Here is a 17,763-nt window from a genome sequence, read left to right as displayed (position 1 = left end):
TATGCCGGTCTCCTGTACCTATGTGATTTTTGGTGCCACTGGCAACCTGTCATTAACCAAGTTATTTCCGGCTTTTTATCATTTAGAAGTGCTTGGGCGCCTGGACCCTGGTGTGAAAATTGTGGCACTAGGGCGTCGTGATTGGCAACGCAATGACTGGATTGAACAAGCTAAGCAGGCGGTATTGCCAGTTGCGCGCAAAGGCCTAGACAACGCGGTATTTGAACGCTTTAGTGCCCGTTTAGACTACATCAAAGTTGATATCAACGAACCGCAATCTTTTTGTGAGATGGCCGCCTATTTTGAGCAGCACGACTACCCAAAAAACATGGCGTTTTATTTATCGATCAGCCCGAAAGAATTTAACCCAGTGGTGCAGCATCTTGCTAAAGCGCAATTACTGGATGAGCGTGATGGTTGGCGACGCGTGGTGTTTGAAAAACCCTTTGGCTATGATCTAGAAAGTGCTAAGAGCTTGCAAACCCAGCTCAATCGTTGCCTAGATGAAAAACAGATGTATCGCATTGACCATTATCTGGGCAAGGGCATGGTGCAGAACCTGATGGTGTTCCGCTTTGCCAACCTGTTAATGGAACCCTTGTGGAATCGCAATTACATTGATCATGTCCAAATTACCCACGCTGAGGCCAAGCCAATTGGCACTCGTGCTGGCTATTATGATGGCAGCGGTGCGCTACGCGATATGATTCAAAGTCATCTATTGCAACTGCTCGCGATTATTGCCATGGAGCCGCCGGCCTCAATGGAAGCCGAGGATTTGCGCAATGAAAAAGTCAAACTGCTTAAATCCATTCGACCTATTGCTAAATCGGCGGTTAATGCCCAAGCTTATCGTGCTCAATATGCGGCAGGAAAGGTGAATGGCAAGTCGATGCCGGCTTATTTGGATGAGCCTGGGGTAGCACCCGACAGTGTGACGGAAACCTATGCCGCACTGAAACTATACATTGAAAACTGGCGCTGGGCAGGCGTGCCGTTTTATGTGCAAACTGGCAAAAATATGCCTAAAAATCAGACGATTATTTCGATTTGTTTTAAGCATCCCCCTAAACAGTTTTTTCGTGAATCCCAGGTGAAAAAAATGGCGCCTAACTGGCTGGTGTTTGGGATTCAGCCGGAAGAAACCATTCGGATTGAAATGTCGGCAAAACAACCAGGCTTAGAGATTAATACTCGCCAAGTGTCGCTTGATGCCAGTATGCGTCAAGAAGATGAAGAACAACATGATGCCTATGAAGAATTGTTGCTTGATGTCATTAAAGGTGACCGCTCATTATTTTTACGCTTTGATGAAGTAAAGGCGGCTTGGAAGGTGGTCGAGCCGGTCTTGCAGGCCTGGTCTTCGGATCGTGGCTATATTGATACCTATGCTTCTGGCACTTGGGGGCCACGTGATGCGAATAAGCTGTTTGATCAGCCTGGTCAGCAGTGGCGGGTTAATTTGGAACCTGAGGAGGGTACGGATGCCTAATTCATTACCCTCATTACCCGATGACTGGCGCGTTTTTCAAAACACTGAGCAACTTGCACAGCAAGTTGTTAAAGACATTAGCTTGGCGGCCACCCAAGCCATTGCTGAGCGTGGCGTGTTTCACTTGGTGACAGCTGGTGGGCGCACACCTAATCGGGTTTATCAGTTGCTAGCGCAAAGTCAGCAGGCCTGGTCAGATTGGCATATTTACATGGGGGACGAGCGGGTAGCCCCCGTAGGCGATCCACAACGCAATGCTACGCCGTTATATGAACTATGGTTAGATAAGGTGACGATTCCCGATAAGCAAATTCATCTGATGCATACTGACTGGCCTATTGCAGAGGCCTTGGCGGATTATCAACAGCAGGTGGCGGGGGTTACGTTTGATTTGACCTTACTTGGCATGGGAGAAGATGGCCATACTGCCAGTTTATTTCCTAATCAGGCCTGGCGCAATCTAACAGGTGATGTGGCACTGATCGTCGATTCACCCAAACCGCCGCCAGTGCGTTTAACCCTGACCTTGGCTAAACTTAACGAATCAAAACGACTCATTAAGCTGATTACCGGCCAAGAAAAACACCCAGCGGTGCTAGAGTGGTTGGCGGGTAATGAGTTACCAATTGCCGCTCCAGCTGGCGTTGAGAAAACGATGACTTATTTGGATGAGTCGGCTTGGTCTGGTTGCTGAGCACTCGTTTCCTTGGGTGCTTCGTTTTTATTAAAATGGGGAATAGGAATAAAGCGAATTACTAAATATAAAATACTCCCTACCAGTAAGCCCATGAAAATATTACCAAACCACAAAGGTATCCAGATTTGTGGGAAGACCTCTACGAGCCAGCCCCAAAAGCCTAACCCTTCAGTCACTTCAATATTTCGTAAGGTGGGCATACCTAAAATCCAAGCGCCCACCAAATAGCCAAAGGTCCAAATCGGCCACATGGTTACCGGATTAGTAATCCAAGCGAGTGCCACGGAAAAAGGGATATTGGCTTTTGAGAAATACGCAATAATGGCGGCTAATGGCATTTGTAATGGCACAGGTATAAAGGCACAAAATGCGCCAACAAAGCCAGCTTTAGCCATGCTGTTTCTGCTGGGTTTCCATAAGTCTTTGTGTTTAATGCCTGGAAACTTGCGATTGATCCACTCACTATATTTAACCGCACGAATGCCCTTTAAAATGCTGTATTTAACCGATCGCATTTTGCTCCTTTTGCGCCAAAATACTCACCTCTTCAACGTTGGTAATGGCCTCAACCTGATCCAGTAAAGCACCAAGATTAGCCTGTTCGGTAACTTCAATGTCTAGCGCCATATCGACCGTGCCCTCATCTTGGTTAGTCACGGTATTTGAGCGCGTTAAGTTTACATCAAAATCAGTGAGTTTAGCCATAACATCACGCAATAATCCTTTACGATCAAAAGCCAGTATATGTAGCGTCAGTTGCAACAATTGTGACGCGGGTTCCGCTTGGCCTAACCAGTTTACGGCAATTAAACGCTGCCGTTCATGATCGGCTAAATTGAGAATATTATTACAGTCTTGACGGTGAATAGTGACGCCGCGCCCACGCGTTACAAAGCCAATAATATCGTCCGCGGGCTTCGGCTCGCAACAAGGGGCGAGGGTGGTGCGCAAATTTGGCGCTCCAACAACATAAGCCTGGGGTGAATCGTCGGTAATCTGGGCGTTTGATTGTGGTTTTTTTTCAGCAACATTAAAGCGTTTTTTCTGAGCTAGCAGGCCTGGTTGCACCAGTTTTTGTAAGGCATTAAGTAATTGGCGTTCGTTTAGTTGCCCCTTGCCAAGCGCTTCGTAAAAATCCTTTAGCTGTTCAAAGCCAAAATACTTTGCACACTCAGCCACAGCAATGTGTTTTGCATTGAGCCGTTTTGCTTCACGCGCATAGAGTTGTTCACCTAATTCAATGTTGGCTTCTTTATTGCGTCGATTAAACCAACTGCGAATGCGTGTCCGCGCTCGAGAGGTTTTAATGTAGCCAAGGTTGGGGTTCAGCCAATTACGATTGGGCTCACCGTTTCGCATGGATAACACTTCAATGCGATCACCCGTTTTAAGGGTTTGCGTAAGCGGGATGATGTGGCCGTTAATTTTTGCGCCCCGGCAGCCATGCCCAAGGTCAGTATGAATGGCATAAGCAAAGTCTAGTGCGGTCGCATTTTGGGGCAGGGTAATAATCTGGTTTGTCGGCGTAAGCACATAAATATGCTGGCTTTGTAGTTCCGTAGAAATTTCATCAAACACCTCGGCATCATCACGGTGCTCTAAAAGTTGACGCATGGCATTGATGCTTGCCTCTAATCTAGCATCATAACCCTTGCCACCTTCTTTGTATTTCCAGTGTGCCGCAATACCATATTCGGCGTGCTGATGCATTTCATGGGTACGAATTTGAATTTCAACGGTTTTACCTTCTGGTCCAATCACCACGGTATGAATAGATTGGTAACCATTGTCCTTTGGCGAGGTGACATAATCATCAAATTCTTCGCGAATAAAATTCCACTGCTCATGCACAAGGCTAAGACAACGATAACACTCAGCCACATCCTTGACATAAATCCGCAATGCACGCAAATCATAGAGATCATCAAGGCTCTGTTTTTTGCGAGACATCTTTTTCCAGATGCTATAGATGTGTTTTGGACGTCCTGTGACCTTGGCCTCAATACCATCATCTGCCAATAGTTGTGTCAAATAAGCGATAAGGTTTGCAATGTAGTTCTCGCGCTCCACCCGTTTATCAGCTAGTTCGGAGGCAATTTTTTTATATAAATCAGGTTCTAAAAACCGAAATGACAGGTCTTCCAGTTCCCATTTAAGCTGGGCAATACCAAGACGGTTAGCCAAAGGCGCAAAAATTAGTTGTGTTTCGGCCGCTATTTGTTTGCGTACCGTTTCGGGCTCATGCTTTAAATTACGCAAACGCGCAACACGATACCCCAATTTGACCACCATCATGCGAATATCTGACGTCATCGCTAAAAGCATCTGACGTAAGCGTTCCGTTTGTACCGCATCAGAATGGGTGTCGGGATCAAATTCTTTAAATTGATTTAAGCGACGAATGCCGTCAATGAGCTTAACGCACTGTGGTGCAAAACGCTTAGCCAGGTCTTCGCTTGAATAGTAGGGGATAAGATTGGAATCACTGACCAGTGTTGCAATATAAGTCGTATCATCCAAATTTAGTTGGGTTAATACCGAACAGGCCTCTAAACTTGAGACACTATGAAGCATGGGTAACGCTTGTGCTTCAAGGGCTAATTGACAAGCATCCAACAGTTGATCAGAAAAATCGCTCGATAGTCTTGTTGGAAACAGAGATTGCGCGAGTTCTTCAGGAGACATGTTGGATACCTTTAGCAGTCGTTATAGCTGATCACAAACTTATTCAGTTCGTGCGGTTACTTCTAATAGGTGAAAACCAAATTGCGTTTGTACCGGACCTTGTACTTCATTAACTGGCGCACTAAAAACCACCTTGTCAAATTCTGGCACCATCATACCAGGTCCAAACTCACCTAGCTCACCGCCAGAACGGCCTGATGGACATTGCGAGTGGGCACGTGCCAGATCAGCAAAATCAGCACCTTGTTCAATTTGCGATTTTAAATCTAAGCAGGCCTGCTCATCGGCAACCAGAATGTGTCTTGCGCTTGCTTTTTTAGCCATAGAATAATGCTCCTTTTAGGTTATAACATAAAAAAATTTATAAAAAGTTAACGTAATCCAATGAAATGGTTAGAAATATGCAATGCTGTTTCAGACACCAAATCACCTAAAATATGTTCCATTAACCCCTTGTCTGCTTCATAGCGACGCACCTGCTCAACACCGATAACATCACGAACAACAAATCCAAGATCACCTAATCCGTCAATCAAACCGAGTTCGACGGCTTCATCACCAAGCCAAACCAAGCCTGAGAAAAGTAATGGATCATCCGATAAGCGATCTCCGCGACCACGTTGCACCACTTCTATAAATTGCTGATGGGTACGTTCTAAAACGCGCTCTTTAAAAAACTGCTTGGCGGCAGGGTCTTCTTCCCCAAATGGGTTAACAATGCTTTTAAATTCACCTGCTGTCATTGAACGATTTTCAACACCTAGATTATCCATCAGCTCTGTAAAACCAAAAGAGTCAAAGCGGACGCCAATGGAGCCAATAATGGATCCTTTGTTTGCAAATATTTGATCAGCGGCAGCAGCGATATAATAACAACCTGATGCACACAAGTCTTCCGCAACCACATAAACCGGTTTGTTATGCAGGGCTTTTAGTCGCGTAATCTCATCATTAATCAATGCCGATTGCACAGGGCTACCACCGGGTGAGTTAATATGGATGACCACGGCTTGTGCATTACGCGATTCGAAAGCTTCACGAAGTAGGGGGTTAATCGTGTTAGCACTGGTGCGGCTGTTAGGCATGATACTGCCTTGGATGGATACTAAAGCAGCATGACCTTCACTGGAAGCAGGTTTTTTAGCACCATTAAAAAAGCCCACTAGCATAACAACCGAAACCGTAATGTACAGCACTACGGCGATTTTAAGGATGTTTGTCCAGCGACGCGACCATTTTTCTTGATTCACATAGGCATCAGCCGCATTGGCTAACCGATCGAGTGCAGGTGTAGATAAATTAGACGATGACTTGCTTTGCCCCGGGTTTTCAACCGGTTTATTTTCAGTCCAAGGGTTATTGGAATCCATTCTTACCTCAAAAGTTTTGCGACTGGCGTATAATTCAAAGCCTGTATTCTAACCGTTTTTAGTAGGCGTATGTCGGATCAATTTAAGGATCAATTTAAGTTTGATGTCAGTGCGTTCTTAGCCAATTTGACTGAACGCCCGGGTGTTTATCAAATGCATAATGACCAAGACGAGGTTATTTATGTGGGCAAAGCCAAAAATTTAAAGCGCCGGGTATCCAGTTACTTCGTTAAAAATCATGATGCGATTAAAACCCAGGCGATGGTCGCGCAGGTGGCACGCATTACGGTCACCGTCACCGATACCGAATCGGAAGCATTAATTTTAGAAAACACCTTAATTAAGCGGCTCAATCCGCGTTATAACGTGTTGTTTCGTGATGATAAGTCTTACCCCTATCTCTTTGTTTCGACAGGAAAAGACTATCCGGCATTGAGCTTTCACCGTGGCGCCAAACGCCGTGTTGGTCGCTATTTTGGTCCGTTTCCCAATGCCGGTGCAGTGCACCAAACCTTGCAATCTTTACAAAAAATTTTTCCGGTGCGTCAATGTGCTGAAAGTGTCTTCAAAAACCGTTCGCGCCCCTGTTTGCAATATCAAATCAAGCGTTGCTCAGGACCCTGTGTCGGATTAATAAGTCAGCAGGATTATGCTGAGGATGTACGACTCACCTTAATGTTTCTAGAAGGCAAAAGCTTTGATGTCATTGAAGAGCTAGGTCAGCAGATGCAAGCCGCCTCGGATGATTTGGAATTTGAAAAAGCCGCACTGTTGCGCGACCGAATTTCAGCGCTGCGCACCATTCAAAGTCAGCATCTTATTAATCAGCCTGGTTCACAAGACTTGGATGTCATTGCGGTGCAAGTGCGTAATCACCAGGCCTGCGTGACCTTAATGATGTATCGTGGTGGGCATTTATGGGGCGGCGAAAATTATTTTCCAAAGTTTAAATATGCCGACGAACAAACCTTGGCGGAAACATTGAGTGCCTTTATTAGTCAGCATTATGATGGCCACCCGATACCCAAAACCTTGCTCACCAGTCACGAAATGAACGAGCAGGCCTGGTTACAAGAATGGCTTAGCCAGAAAAAACAACAAGCGGTCACGATTAAGCAGGCCAGTCAAGCGACCTCGAAAGGACTGGTGCAATTGGCATTGAGTAATGGCGAAGCCGCGCTTAAACAGCATTTATCTCAAAAGGCCAGTCAATGGGACCGGGTTGTTGCGTTACAAGATGCGCTTAATCTCGCCCAATCGCCCAAATATATGGAATGCTTTGATATAAGCCATACTATGGGCGAGCAAACGGTCGCCAGTTGCGTGGTGTTTGTCGATGGCGTGCCGTCGTCGCAAGCCTATCGCAAATTTAATATTAGTGGTATTACCGGTGGCGATGATTATGCAGCGATGCATCAAGCTTTAACGCGGCGCTATTCGCGTTTAAAAACCGAACAACAGCCCTTACCAGACCTGGTGATTGTCGATGGCGGTAAAGGTCAACTCACCCAAGCGATTGCGGTACTGCGCGAGTTAGAGTTGGATCAACTGCCGTTGGTGTCAGTCGCGAAAGGTGAAGGGCGCAAGGCGGGCTTAGAAATTCTTTATACGCCTCATAATCTTGACGGGATTGATTTAGAAGCCGATGACATTGCGCTGCATTTAATTAACCACATTCGTGATGAAGCGCATCGATTTGCGATAACCGGCCATCGGCAACGTCGCCAAAAAGCGCAAACCCATTCGCAGCTCGAAGACATCCCGGGTGTCGGGCCAAAAACGCGCAAGCTGTTACTCACCCATTTTGGGGGGTTGGCGCAAGTGAAAGATGCGGCGGCCTCGGAACTGGCTAAAGTAAAAGGCATTAGCCCGAATTTAGCGCAAAAAATTTATGACTTTTACCATGGTGAATTATGAACAATGCTACCAACGACGCAATAAATCCTAAGACCAGTATGCCGGAAGCTGAACAGCGTCCTATTTTAGCCGCTACCCAAAAATGGTTGCAAAGCATCGTGATTGGACTCAATTTTTGTCCCTTTGCACAGCGTGAGTTTGATAAAAACGCTATTCACTATGCCTTGGTCGATAGCCGCAACACCGAGGATGTGTTAACCGCCTTGCAAGCCGAATGGCAACGACTTGACCAACAACCAGACATTGCCACCACCTTATTAATCTTGCCTTATGGCTTTGAAGGGTTTTGGGATTATTTGGACTTGGTGGATCTGGCTGAACAGCTATTAGTCATGGAGGGTTATGAAGGCACTTATCAGGTCGCTAGCTTTCATCCCGATTATTGCTTTGCGGATGCTGATGAACAAGATCCGGCCAATTTTACCAATCGATCACCTTATCCGATGCTGCATATTTTGCGCGAAGCCCAACTTAGCCAAGCCCTAGATCATCATCCTGATCCAGATTCAATTCCTGCTACTAATGTCCAGCGAGCACGCGAACTTGGCTTGGCGCAAATGAAAGCCTTACGTCAAGCCTGTTTCAGTTAAAACACCAGGCCTGGTTATGCAGGCTCTTGTTTTTGATTTGCATTAAGGGTTTGACGTTTACGGACTGCACCTCGAACTAAGGCTATAAAAATACCAAGCATTCCACCTAGAACCAGCGCTACGGCAAGGATTAGTTTTTTGTTGGGCTTGATCGATGACTCCGGCTCAATAGGTGCACGTGCAATTCGGTAAACTTCAAACTCAGCCTGCTCAGCTTTTTGCTTGGCTTCAACTAATTTAGCCTTTTGGTTTATAAGGTTTCGTAAACTGTCCGAGAAGGGCACATTATCTTCACGGTTTTTAAGACGCTCAATACGGTGGTTTAGTTTTAACGCATCAAGCTGTCGCAATAAATCAGGTAATTCAGGGATAAAAGGATCGTCTGAACTTCGAGTTTCTATAGCAGATATTTCTTGTGAAAGTGCTTTTGTTCCAAGCCAATAACGAGAAAGGCTTTGGTTGCTAATTTCAACGCGTGCTACATTGTTAGCTTGACGATTGTAATCGGCTGGATTAACAGGGGTTTCAATGCCTAAAGATTTAGCGATATTATAATCCACCTTTAAGCGTGCTATTCGAAATTCTCTATCAAGTTTGGCTTTATCTCGTAATAATGCAATTTGCTGCGTCAGTGATTCACGTTTTTCTTGATCAGCTTCTTCTAATCGTTTGATTTCAGCTTGAATTTCACGATTTAGCCTTTGATTTTCAATGTTAATCTGTGAGTCTAGCCGAGTAATATTTTGATTAATACTTGTCAGTAAATCAGTTCGGACTTGTGCAATGGTGTAAGAGGCCGCTGAGTTAGTAAGCATAGATAAGGCTTCAACCGTAAACTCAGGTTGTTGAGCTTGGTATTTGAGGGTGGCTTCCTTCGATAAAAATAAAACCTTCTCCCTTGGTTCAACAGGCCGATTAACCTCGAGTGATTTGTCAATTTGACGCAGTGCGCGTCCTTGAGAGAGATTATCTTCTAAATAATAATCCCTTACGCTTTGATGACTTAAAAATAGGTTTATAACTTCACTCGAATCCAGATTTTCAAGAAAAGCGCTGTATAGAGAGTCAGCATTTGGTATATCTATTCCCAAGTTTGAAACTTCTGTCAACTGAATTGATTCAACGCTTGATGTTGAGGGTGGAAGAATTCTCATTTCCGCTTGATATGTTTTCGGTATATTTAGCGAAAAGACAGCAGCCAAAGTAGTTGTAATTATGGTGATAGCAGCAATGAGCCATTTTTGTGACCAAAGCGTTTGCCATAACTCATAAAGATCAATTTCATCGTCATGGATATGATTGTTGGTTAGTGTTTTGTTTTCTGTATCCATGTTTTAATCCTTCAAGATTTGGAGCAGGTTATAGCTAAGCAAAACAGTAAAAAGGCCAATGTGTATGGTCATTGTCAAGGCTGGCAAAAAAAACAAAAGACCTAATAAGCAGAACTGGCATAAGCTCAATGCTAGAAAGATTCTAGAGTGCTCTACCACCAGCGCAGGGGGGAAGATGAATGTGGCTAATAGACCAAAAGCGATTGATTTTCTGCTCGCTAGGGCTTTGTAATAATTTGTTCCCGTACGCATGTAAGCACCTTTATAGTGTCTTGTACCTAAAATGGGAACAATTCTAGATTAAGACTAGCTTAGTTGCAAATAATTTGTTCCTGATTTAGGTACATTGGTTTTGTTCCCATAATTGGGACAAATGAAAACTATTTATTCCCCAGAATCTCAGCGTTTATCAGAATGGCTCCGTTTGCAAAGAGAGGCGAAGGGGTTAACGATGCGCCAGGCGGCCGATCTAATCAGTAAGCCACACTCATTTATTGGTAAAATCGAAGTCGGACAGCGTCGATTGGACGTCGTTGAGTTTGTTTGGTATTGTGAACAATTAGGTTTTGATCCTGCGGAGGGGTTGGACGTAATACGCACTGGATTTTATAAGTGATGGTTAAGTGTTCTTAAGTGAAATTTGGCGTTACCCCATTAAATCCTGTGGCGGATTTAAGGTGCAGCAGGCCTGGTTAGATAGTCGGGGTTTGGTGGGCGATCGTCGTTGGATGCTAATTGATGCCAAAGGACGTATGGTAACCCAACGTCAAGCGCCCAAGCTCGCTTTAGTAGAGGTTAGGGAGCTGGAGTTTCCGCAAGCATCGCATCAAGCCTTGCCAGAAGATTTGATAACAGGCCTGCTGCCGCTGCGAGTTAATGCACCGGGGATGAGTGAATTAACTATTATGCCACTCGATGAGCAAGCGAAGGGGCTGCGCTGCCGCGAGGTCAGTATTTGGCAAGACGCTTGCCAGGCCTGGTTAGCGGATGACAGCTGCCATCAATGGTTTAGTGATTATCTAAATCAGCCGGTCTGTTTAGTCCAGCAGCCCTCCACTATGATGCGACCGATTGACCCAGATTATGCCGATTTGACGCCATCAGGTGCGCCTCAGCAAGTTGCCTTTAGCGACGGCTTTCCTTTGCTGCTGATTGCACAAGCGAGCTTAGATGACTTAAATCGCCAATTGGCTAGTAGAACACAGCCTGTCGCCCCCATTGCTATGGCGGCTTTTCGACCCAATTTAGTGCTATCGGGTTGTGAAGCCTATGCAGAAGATCAAGCCAAACATTTCGTGGTGATGAGTGAGCAGGGCGAGCAGTCATTTGACCTCGTGAAACCCTGTGCACGTTGTGTCATTCCGTCCATTAACCTTGCAACCGGTCAGTTTGAAGACGAGCCGACTCGCACGCTCAAAACCTATCGTCGCGATTCGAAAAATCAGCAAATTTATTTTGGTCAAAATCTATTATTAGGTCCGGCTTTATTAAACGCCGTGCAACAAACGCCACAACAAATCAGCGTTGGAAGTAGGGCGTGGCTTGTTTAAGCTCGTTATTTAAAGGATTCTCCAGTGCGCCCAGCGCGCGATGGTGCTAAAATTTTGCGCATTAGCATTGAACATAGAGATGGGTATGAAACTGCAAGACCTTCCAATGAGCATTACCTGGCTACGGGTCGCGCTCATTCCGTTATTTGTATTAATTTATTATTTACCATTTGAAAGTGCCCGATTTGTCGCGATGTTGGTGTTTGTCATCGCAGCGCTGACTGACTGGTTAGACGGCTATTTAGCGCGTCGCTTGGATGCCACGTCAAAATTTGGTGCGTTTTTAGACCCGGTTGCCGATAAACTGATCGTCGCTGTCGCCTTGGTTATGGTTGCGGTAGAGTACCAAGACTTACTGATAACCCTCGCTGCTATTGTGATTATTATGCGAGAAGTAGCGGTATCGGCCTTACGTGAATGGATGGCGCAGCAAAAACTTAGTGATGTCGTGGCGGTATCAAAAATCGGCAAATACAAAACGACCTTTCAACTGGTAGCCCTAGCGATGCTGATTTATGGTGGTAATCTATTCGGGGTGCCTTGGGCAACGATTGGTTTTGGATTGTTAATTTTGGCCGCATTATTAACCCTGTGGTCGCTTGTGCAATACAGCATTGCGGCCTGGCCAAAGCTACGTTAACAGCCAAATTGACGATAAAACAATAGCTTGTAAATGGTCGAGCTATATAGAGCTATGGAATGACAAAATTTTGTCATAAAGCTGCAAAATAACGCTTGACCTTTAATGGCCAGCCCCTATAATACGCACCCATAGCGCGGGAATAGCTCAGTTGGTAGAGCACAACCTTGCCAAGGTTGGGGTCGCGAGTTCGAGTCTCGTTTCCCGCTCCAAATATGGCTGAGTGGTAGAATGGCTATACAACGGATTGCAAATCCGTGGATCTCGGTTCGATTCCGGGCTCAGCCTCCATAGCCACAACAGCTTCAAAAACATGCTGCAAAGCAAGTCATCTGCCCAGGTGGCGAAATTGGTAGACGCAAGGGACTTAAAATCCCTCGCCCGAAAGGGCGTGCCGGTTCGACTCCGGCCCTGGGCACCATCTTATCTTTATGATTCTCTTAAAATCTTTCTGATATATTTCTTGTTATCTATCACTCTCATTATCGTTTAAATTTTTTGGTATGCACACTAGTTGCAATTCTAGTTGCCATTTTGAAGTGTCCACTTCCCCAAAAAATGATCTAGTATCTCATCAATTCACCCTAAGCTGGTCGTACAACATACTCCTACCGCGTATCAGACACTCAAGGCACTTTTAAAATAATTGATGGATGAATAATTAAAAGGTTTGTAACATACAACAAACATTGTTTGCAGACATAATCGAATCACAAGATTTATAACTAAAAATTTACAATGAATAATACTCATAACACAAAACTTAAAATTCTCGTCACCGGCGGAGCCGGTTTTATCGGTAGCGCCGTGGTGCGTCATATTATTAACGACACTGACTATTCTGTGGTGAATGTCGATAAACTCACCTATGCCGGCAATCTTGAATCACTAAAGTCAGTTGAAAACAACGAACGTTATGCCTTTGAACAAGTTGATATTTGCGATGGGGCTGAATTAAAGCGGGTATTTAATCAATACCAACCGGATATCGTTATGCATCTCGCCGCCGAATCGCATGTTGATCGCTCCATCGATGGCCCAGGCGAGTTTATCCAAACCAATATCGTCGGCACCTATACCTTGCTCGAACAGGCAAGAGCTTACTGGTCAGTCCTACAAGGCGATAAAAAAGCACATTTCCGCTTTCACCATATTTCAACTGATGAAGTTTATGGCGATTTACCCCACCCAGATGAAGTGGATCGCCACGCTGCGCTCGCGACAGATAGTGGTGGTCATTGCGTGCAAAGTGAAGCAATCTCTAAAGAACAACCATTGCCTTTGTTTACTGAAACCACCGCCTATGCCCCAAGTTCGCCCTACAGCGCCAGCAAAGCTGCTTCCGACCATCTCGTGCGCGCATGGTTAAGAACCTACGCTTTGCCAACCCTCGTCACCAACTGCTCAAACAATTACGGTCCGTATCATTTTCCGGAAAAATTGATTCCGTTGATAATCCTGAATGCCCTTGAGGGCAAACCACTGCCTGTTTATGGCAAAGGCAACCAAATCCGCGACTGGCTGTATGTGGAAGACCACGCCCGCGCACTCGTGCTGGTCGCCACAAAAGGTAAAGTCGGCGAAACCTACAACATCGGCGGCCACAACGAAAAACAAAACATCGAGGTGGTCAAAACCATTTGTGCGGTGTTAGAAGAACTTTATCCCAGTGAAAATAACCCCAATATTGACAGCTATTCGTGCCAGCCGGGCAATGCCGACAGCTACGCAGCCTTGATTAAATACGTCGCTGACCGCCCCGGCCACGACATGCGTTATGCGATTGATGCTAGCAAAATTCAACGCGAACTCGGCTGGACACCGCAAGAAACCTTCGAATCCGGCATACGAAAAACCGTGCAATGGTATCTCGACAACCAGGCCTGGTGCCTAGGCTATCGTAATTGAAAAGGCTTGAGATAACTTTCGATTTTGGACTAAATATTGGAGCACTATGAACCTTAACACGGCCACCACTCCGGAAGAATTAATGCGTTCGCGTTATGCGGCGTTTGAGCGTAAGGACTTTGATTATTTAGCGATGACTGAAACCAACCTCGAGCCTATGGATGCAGACACAAAAGCCTGGTTGGCTAGTCTGACCTGGTGTCGGTTAGAGATTATCAGTGCCCAGGGTCAGCAGGTTGAATTTAACGCCTATCATCTTGAGCAGGGCGTGCCTTATTGTTTGCATGAGCGCAGTGACTTCGTGCAAAATGCACAAGGACAGTGGTTGTATGATAAGGGTGAAGTTGAGCGGATCAAATTGACACTAGGGCGAAACGATCCGTGTATCTGTCAATCGGGCAAAAAATTTAAAAAATGCTGTGGGGCATAAAATGAACACTATTAAAAGAAACACTATTTTTAAGCCATTACTTGTCAGCATAGTGTTGGTTTTTTTAGTCGGTTGTGCCACCTATCCATTGAACATGAATAAAGCCGAATGGGAAGCGTTAACCTCCTCTCAACAATTACAAGCGCGAGAGCAGCAAGCCTTGTTAGATCAGGCCCGTGCCGAGCAACGAGCCGCCGAAGCGCGAGCGCGCGAGCAGGAAATTGAAAAGGAGCGTATTGCTTGGGAGGTGCGTCGTCAAGAAGCCCGCTATGGTGATCATTTGCAATGCGTGATCAGCGATGTGCAACTGCGTAACGGTGACAACTGGCAACGCATTCATCCTTTTGCGCTGGACTTATTGATTGGCGAGCGCGCGGACATTAATTTAGATGAGTTTCGGGATGATCGGCGCAGTCGCAGCCATCGAGCGCAAGCACAGTTCGACGGTCAGACCCTAAGTCTATGCTCATCAGCGCATGGGTTAGACTGTGTTCGTGTGTTGGGCAATTTTAGTGATTATCATCGCGGTTTTGAACAGGCGTTTAACCAACCTAACTGGTTAAAAGGTTCGGCACGCTGCCAGTTTGTGCCCAAGCGCCGCTAATATTCGGCTTAATTGTGCAGTTTTTTTGTAATGCGCCGATCTGATTTGCAGGTCTTTTTAAGATATGTTGTCATGTATATGCAACGATTAATAATTAAGGAGACCTATGATTCATCGATTGTTTACCGCTGTCGCTTTAAGTTTAATAACCGTTTTTCCGATCAAATCCTTGGCGAATGCCGCCTTAACTGACGTGCCCGAACAAATTCCAAGCCAAACCCCTATAGCCGCGCCAACGGATCTGCAACTGGAGCAATTTTTAACAAGCTTGTTTAAGATTGAAGACCTGCATAATCACTATCAACAAACTCTTGCGGAAAAGCCGGTTGAGGAGATTACCGAGCAGTTGTTAGCGGAGGTGCATGACGCTTTTAATGAAGAAGCGACCGATATTATCAAGGCCCAAGGTTTAACACTGCCTATGTATTCAGAAATGTTGAACCTGATGGAAAATGATTCGTATTTTTTGGCTCGTGTGCAGCGCAAAGCGGATGAAATGCACTAGTCCAGTCACAACATACATGATCACTTCTTTCGGCCTGCTGCCTTAACGCAATAGACGTGCAACAAGGCCTAGCAGGCCTGCTCATTCTCTTATTCTTAAAAGCCTAAAAACTCACCGCTGTTTGTGCTATAAATAACAGGTTAAGGGAATTTACTATTAATGAATAAAGCCTATCTGTTAATAGCACTCTTGCTGTTACTGATGTTAATGGCGTTATTCCCGCTAGATACTGCCACCTATCCCTCGCTACTATTCAGCCTCGCCTTGCTGGCTTGGTTAGCCTATTCATTCAATTATGCTTGGCTACGCTTACGGCGTCAGGCTATTTTAACTCTTACCGTTCATGCCACGAGTGGTTGGCAGGTTTTTGTTAATAGTCTGTTGCTTAAAGTAGTTGCCTTAATTCTCAGTGTGACAGGCGCATTTGGTGCGCTTTGGGTGGTCACAGGCTTGGGTCGCGTCGGTAATTTGGTGTACATAGACTGGGGCGTGCTCATTAGCAGTGTGTTTAGCTTTATGGCTATTTATGCCTGGTTAAGTAATAAGAGTCGTGCGCATCTTAAAACGGGCTTTAATTTTGTGCTACTTTGGCCGACTTTTTGGTTGAACTTGCTTGTGATGTTGTTGCTCTATGTCATTGTTTTTGTTTGGTTTGCCGAGATACCAAACTATACGGCACAAAGTTGGTCGAGTCTGTTTGCACAAGCCCAAGTTGGCATCAATACTGAGATTACAAGTTTGGCTTGGTTGTTAGCGCTCGATAGTGCAACCAGTCAATATCTCTATGGCATAGTGCAACGCGCCAGTTTAGCCGCAGCGGATGATGCGCAGGCTATTTCATTTGGTGTGCAAGGCTTGTTGTGGTTAGTTTTGTTGGTGTGGAATGGGCTTAAATTTGCCTTGGTTTGGTCCGTGTTGCTGGGGTTGGTGACCTATATTGCCCAAGTACAAAGTGATCAAACCGTTAAAAGTGCAACAGCAAAAGGCTTTGCTTTAGGCTTTAGTTTAACCTTAGCAAGCTTGTTTGCAGTTTATTTTATGCTGAATCAGTTTAATGCGGGTGGTGTGATACAAACCATTATGTCACCACTACAAAAAGTTATTCCTGCTTTAGAACCCGCTTGCTCGGACGCGCGCCAAACTGCCCAACGCGACGACATTCAAGCTGACATAAATGTGCAACTGACAGAACAACAGCAAATGATTCAGGCTGAATTAGATGCAGAAATCGACCGGATTGTGGCGACCTTGTTTGATCATCCTGAAATTAAGGCAGGGGTTGAGCAGTTTTTGGATTGGAATTTTAGTATTGCTGGGTCTTATGTGCAGTTATTTTTTAAAGGTGCGGAGTTAGTTGATCAAGCGGGCTTAGAAGATTTTATCGCTAGCAAGTTTAACGACACCGCAGGCCTGGCTATCGAACGGGTGGTGAATGATGAATTAAGTCAGCTCGATCACTTGTTTTTAGCCCGCGCGACTCAGCTAGTCGCTGGGATTGAGTTGTCGGCCAACACGCGCCAAAGTCGCTGTTTTAACCTAGATGGATTCGAGCTGAATGTTGATCAATTGACCTTGGGTTATGCCGGAGGCGGCGGCATTGCGGCGATGATTACCGCGCGTTTATCTGCACGGATTGCCGCTCAAGTGGGCACGCGTATGGCCTCTCAACTGGCGGCACGGGTCGCCGCAAAAGCCGCTACCAAAACAGCGGGGCGCACGGCGAGTATTGGTGCTGGGGCTGGCGCTGCCGCCATTGCTTTGGGGCCTTGTGCGGCAACCGGACCGGGCGTAGGTTTGTGTGCAGGTGCAGTTGGAATCGGCGCGGGTATTGCATCCTGGTTAGCGGTGGATCTTGTGGTGGTGCGGGTCGATGAGCTGATGAACCGCGATGACATGCGTGAATTTATTTATGCCACCTTACAAGAACAACAAACCCTACTCACAACAGAACTAAAAGACAGCTATGCCAGTCAATTAGCAGGCCTGGTAACCGAGATTGAACAGGAAACCTTGCGGGTTTTGGAGTTGGTGCGGTAACAATAGC

At 45.7% G+C, this 17,763-nt stretch carries 17 protein-coding genes and 3 tRNA genes; 15 read left to right on the top strand and 5 right to left on the bottom strand.

Annotation, left to right across the window (positions count from 1 at the left end; translation table 11 throughout):
* The first annotated feature begins 1 nt into the window (after window position 1).
* Both zwf and pgl read left to right on the top strand, forming a co-directional pair.
* Entirely contained in the window at window positions 2-1,492 is a 1,491-nt protein-coding gene (zwf, locus tag BM293_RS01500) for a glucose-6-phosphate dehydrogenase (RefSeq protein ID WP_093446316.1), read from the top strand.
* Complete coding sequence (gene pgl / locus BM293_RS01495) at window positions 1,485-2,186, top strand: 6-phosphogluconolactonase (RefSeq protein WP_093446315.1); 702 nt, start codon at window positions 1,485-1,487, stop codon at window positions 2,184-2,186. Before zwf ends, pgl begins: the two co-directional genes overlap by 8 nt.
* Here the strand turns inward: pgl and BM293_RS01490 are convergent.
* The 4 genes from BM293_RS01490 to BM293_RS01475 are packed head-to-tail and all read right to left on the bottom strand — an operon-like array spanning window position 2,153 to window position 6,244.
* Window positions 2,153-2,704: a DUF2062 domain-containing protein gene (locus BM293_RS01490; protein ID WP_093446314.1), complete on the bottom strand. Its 552-nt coding sequence runs from the start codon at window positions 2,702-2,704 to the stop codon at window positions 2,153-2,155. The genes pgl and BM293_RS01490 overlap by 34 nt on opposite strands.
* Window positions 2,691-4,874: a RelA/SpoT family protein gene (locus BM293_RS01485; protein WP_093446312.1), complete on the bottom strand. Its 2,184-nt coding sequence runs from the start codon at window positions 4,872-4,874 to the stop codon at window positions 2,691-2,693. Before BM293_RS01485 ends, BM293_RS01490 begins: the two co-directional genes overlap by 14 nt.
* Before the next feature lie 39 nt (window positions 4,875-4,913).
* A complete protein-coding gene (locus BM293_RS01480; RefSeq protein ID WP_093446310.1) occupies window positions 4,914-5,198 on the bottom strand; it encodes a peptidylprolyl isomerase in 285 nt (94 codons plus the stop codon).
* 47 nt (window positions 5,199-5,245) lie between these two features.
* Window positions 5,246-6,244 carry a S49 family peptidase gene (locus tag BM293_RS01475; protein ID WP_093446308.1) on the bottom strand — a complete coding sequence of 333 codons (999 nt, stop codon included), beginning with the start codon at window positions 6,242-6,244 and terminating at the stop codon, window positions 5,246-5,248.
* A 69-nt stretch (window positions 6,245-6,313) separates the two neighbouring features.
* Between BM293_RS01475 and uvrC the strand changes: the two genes are divergently transcribed.
* Complete coding sequence (gene uvrC, locus BM293_RS01470; protein ID WP_093446306.1) at window positions 6,314-8,161, top strand: excinuclease ABC subunit UvrC; 1,848 nt, start codon at window positions 6,314-6,316, stop codon at window positions 8,159-8,161.
* Window positions 8,158-8,751, top strand: coding sequence for a DUF1415 domain-containing protein (locus BM293_RS01465; RefSeq protein ID WP_093446304.1), 594 nt, complete (start codon window positions 8,158-8,160; stop codon window positions 8,749-8,751). Before uvrC ends, BM293_RS01465 begins: the two co-directional genes overlap by 4 nt.
* 14 nt (window positions 8,752-8,765) lie before the next feature.
* Here BM293_RS01465 and BM293_RS01460 read toward each other — a convergent pair whose 3' ends face one another.
* Entirely contained in the window at window positions 8,766-10,082 is a 1,317-nt protein-coding gene (locus tag BM293_RS01460; protein ID WP_093446302.1) for a Wzz/FepE/Etk N-terminal domain-containing protein, read from the bottom strand.
* 373 nt (window positions 10,083-10,455) lie between these two features.
* On the opposite strand from BM293_RS01460, the gene BM293_RS01455 reads away from it, so the two are divergent.
* From BM293_RS01455 to BM293_RS01405, 11 genes are all read left to right on the top strand, one after another.
* The gene (locus tag BM293_RS01455) at window positions 10,456-10,698 is read left to right on the top strand and encodes a helix-turn-helix domain-containing protein (protein ID WP_093446301.1); all 243 of its coding nucleotides are present in this window, start codon (window positions 10,456-10,458) and stop codon (window positions 10,696-10,698) included.
* A gap of 7 nt (window positions 10,699-10,705) precedes the next feature.
* The gene (locus BM293_RS01450; RefSeq protein ID WP_093446300.1) at window positions 10,706-11,632 is read left to right on the top strand and encodes an MOSC domain-containing protein; all 927 of its coding nucleotides are present in this window, start codon (window positions 10,706-10,708) and stop codon (window positions 11,630-11,632) included.
* A gap of 85 nt (window positions 11,633-11,717) precedes the next feature.
* Window positions 11,718-12,272, top strand: coding sequence for a CDP-diacylglycerol--glycerol-3-phosphate 3-phosphatidyltransferase (gene pgsA / locus BM293_RS01445; RefSeq protein WP_093447816.1), 555 nt, complete (start codon window positions 11,718-11,720; stop codon window positions 12,270-12,272).
* Window positions 12,273-12,408: 136 nt separating this feature from the next.
* Window positions 12,409-12,484, top strand: a tRNA-Gly gene (locus tag BM293_RS01440).
* A gap of 5 nt (window positions 12,485-12,489) precedes the next feature.
* Window positions 12,490-12,563 (top strand) — tRNA-Cys (locus BM293_RS01435).
* A 43-nt stretch (window positions 12,564-12,606) separates the two neighbouring features.
* A tRNA-Leu gene (locus tag BM293_RS01430) sits at window positions 12,607-12,693 on the top strand.
* Window positions 12,694-13,010: 317 nt separating this feature from the next.
* Window positions 13,011-14,180, top strand: coding sequence for a dTDP-glucose 4,6-dehydratase (locus BM293_RS01425; RefSeq protein WP_093446299.1), 1,170 nt, complete (start codon window positions 13,011-13,013; stop codon window positions 14,178-14,180).
* Between the two features lie 46 nt (window positions 14,181-14,226).
* Window positions 14,227-14,610: a YchJ family protein gene (locus tag BM293_RS01420; protein WP_093446298.1), complete on the top strand. Its 384-nt coding sequence runs from the start codon at window positions 14,227-14,229 to the stop codon at window positions 14,608-14,610.
* A gap of 1 nt (window position 14,611) precedes the next feature.
* On the top strand, window positions 14,612-15,214 hold the full coding sequence (locus tag BM293_RS01415) for a hypothetical protein (RefSeq protein WP_093446297.1): 603 nt from the start codon (window positions 14,612-14,614) through the stop codon (window positions 15,212-15,214).
* A gap of 106 nt (window positions 15,215-15,320) precedes the next feature.
* Window positions 15,321-15,719: a DUF4168 domain-containing protein gene (locus tag BM293_RS01410; protein WP_093446295.1), complete on the top strand. Its 399-nt coding sequence runs from the start codon at window positions 15,321-15,323 to the stop codon at window positions 15,717-15,719.
* 159 nt (window positions 15,720-15,878) lie between these two features.
* Window positions 15,879-17,756 (top strand): hypothetical protein, encoded by a 1,878-nt coding sequence (locus BM293_RS01405; protein WP_093446294.1) that lies wholly within the window; start codon window positions 15,879-15,881, stop codon window positions 17,754-17,756.
* Window positions 17,757-17,763 lie beyond the last annotated feature (7 nt).

Source organism: Thiomicrospira sp. ALE5 (genome assembly GCF_900112445.1).
In the GTDB taxonomy this organism is placed as follows: domain Bacteria; phylum Pseudomonadota; class Gammaproteobacteria; order Thiomicrospirales; family Thiomicrospiraceae; genus Thiomicrospira.
This window is presented reverse-complemented; position numbering and strand designations above follow the sequence as displayed.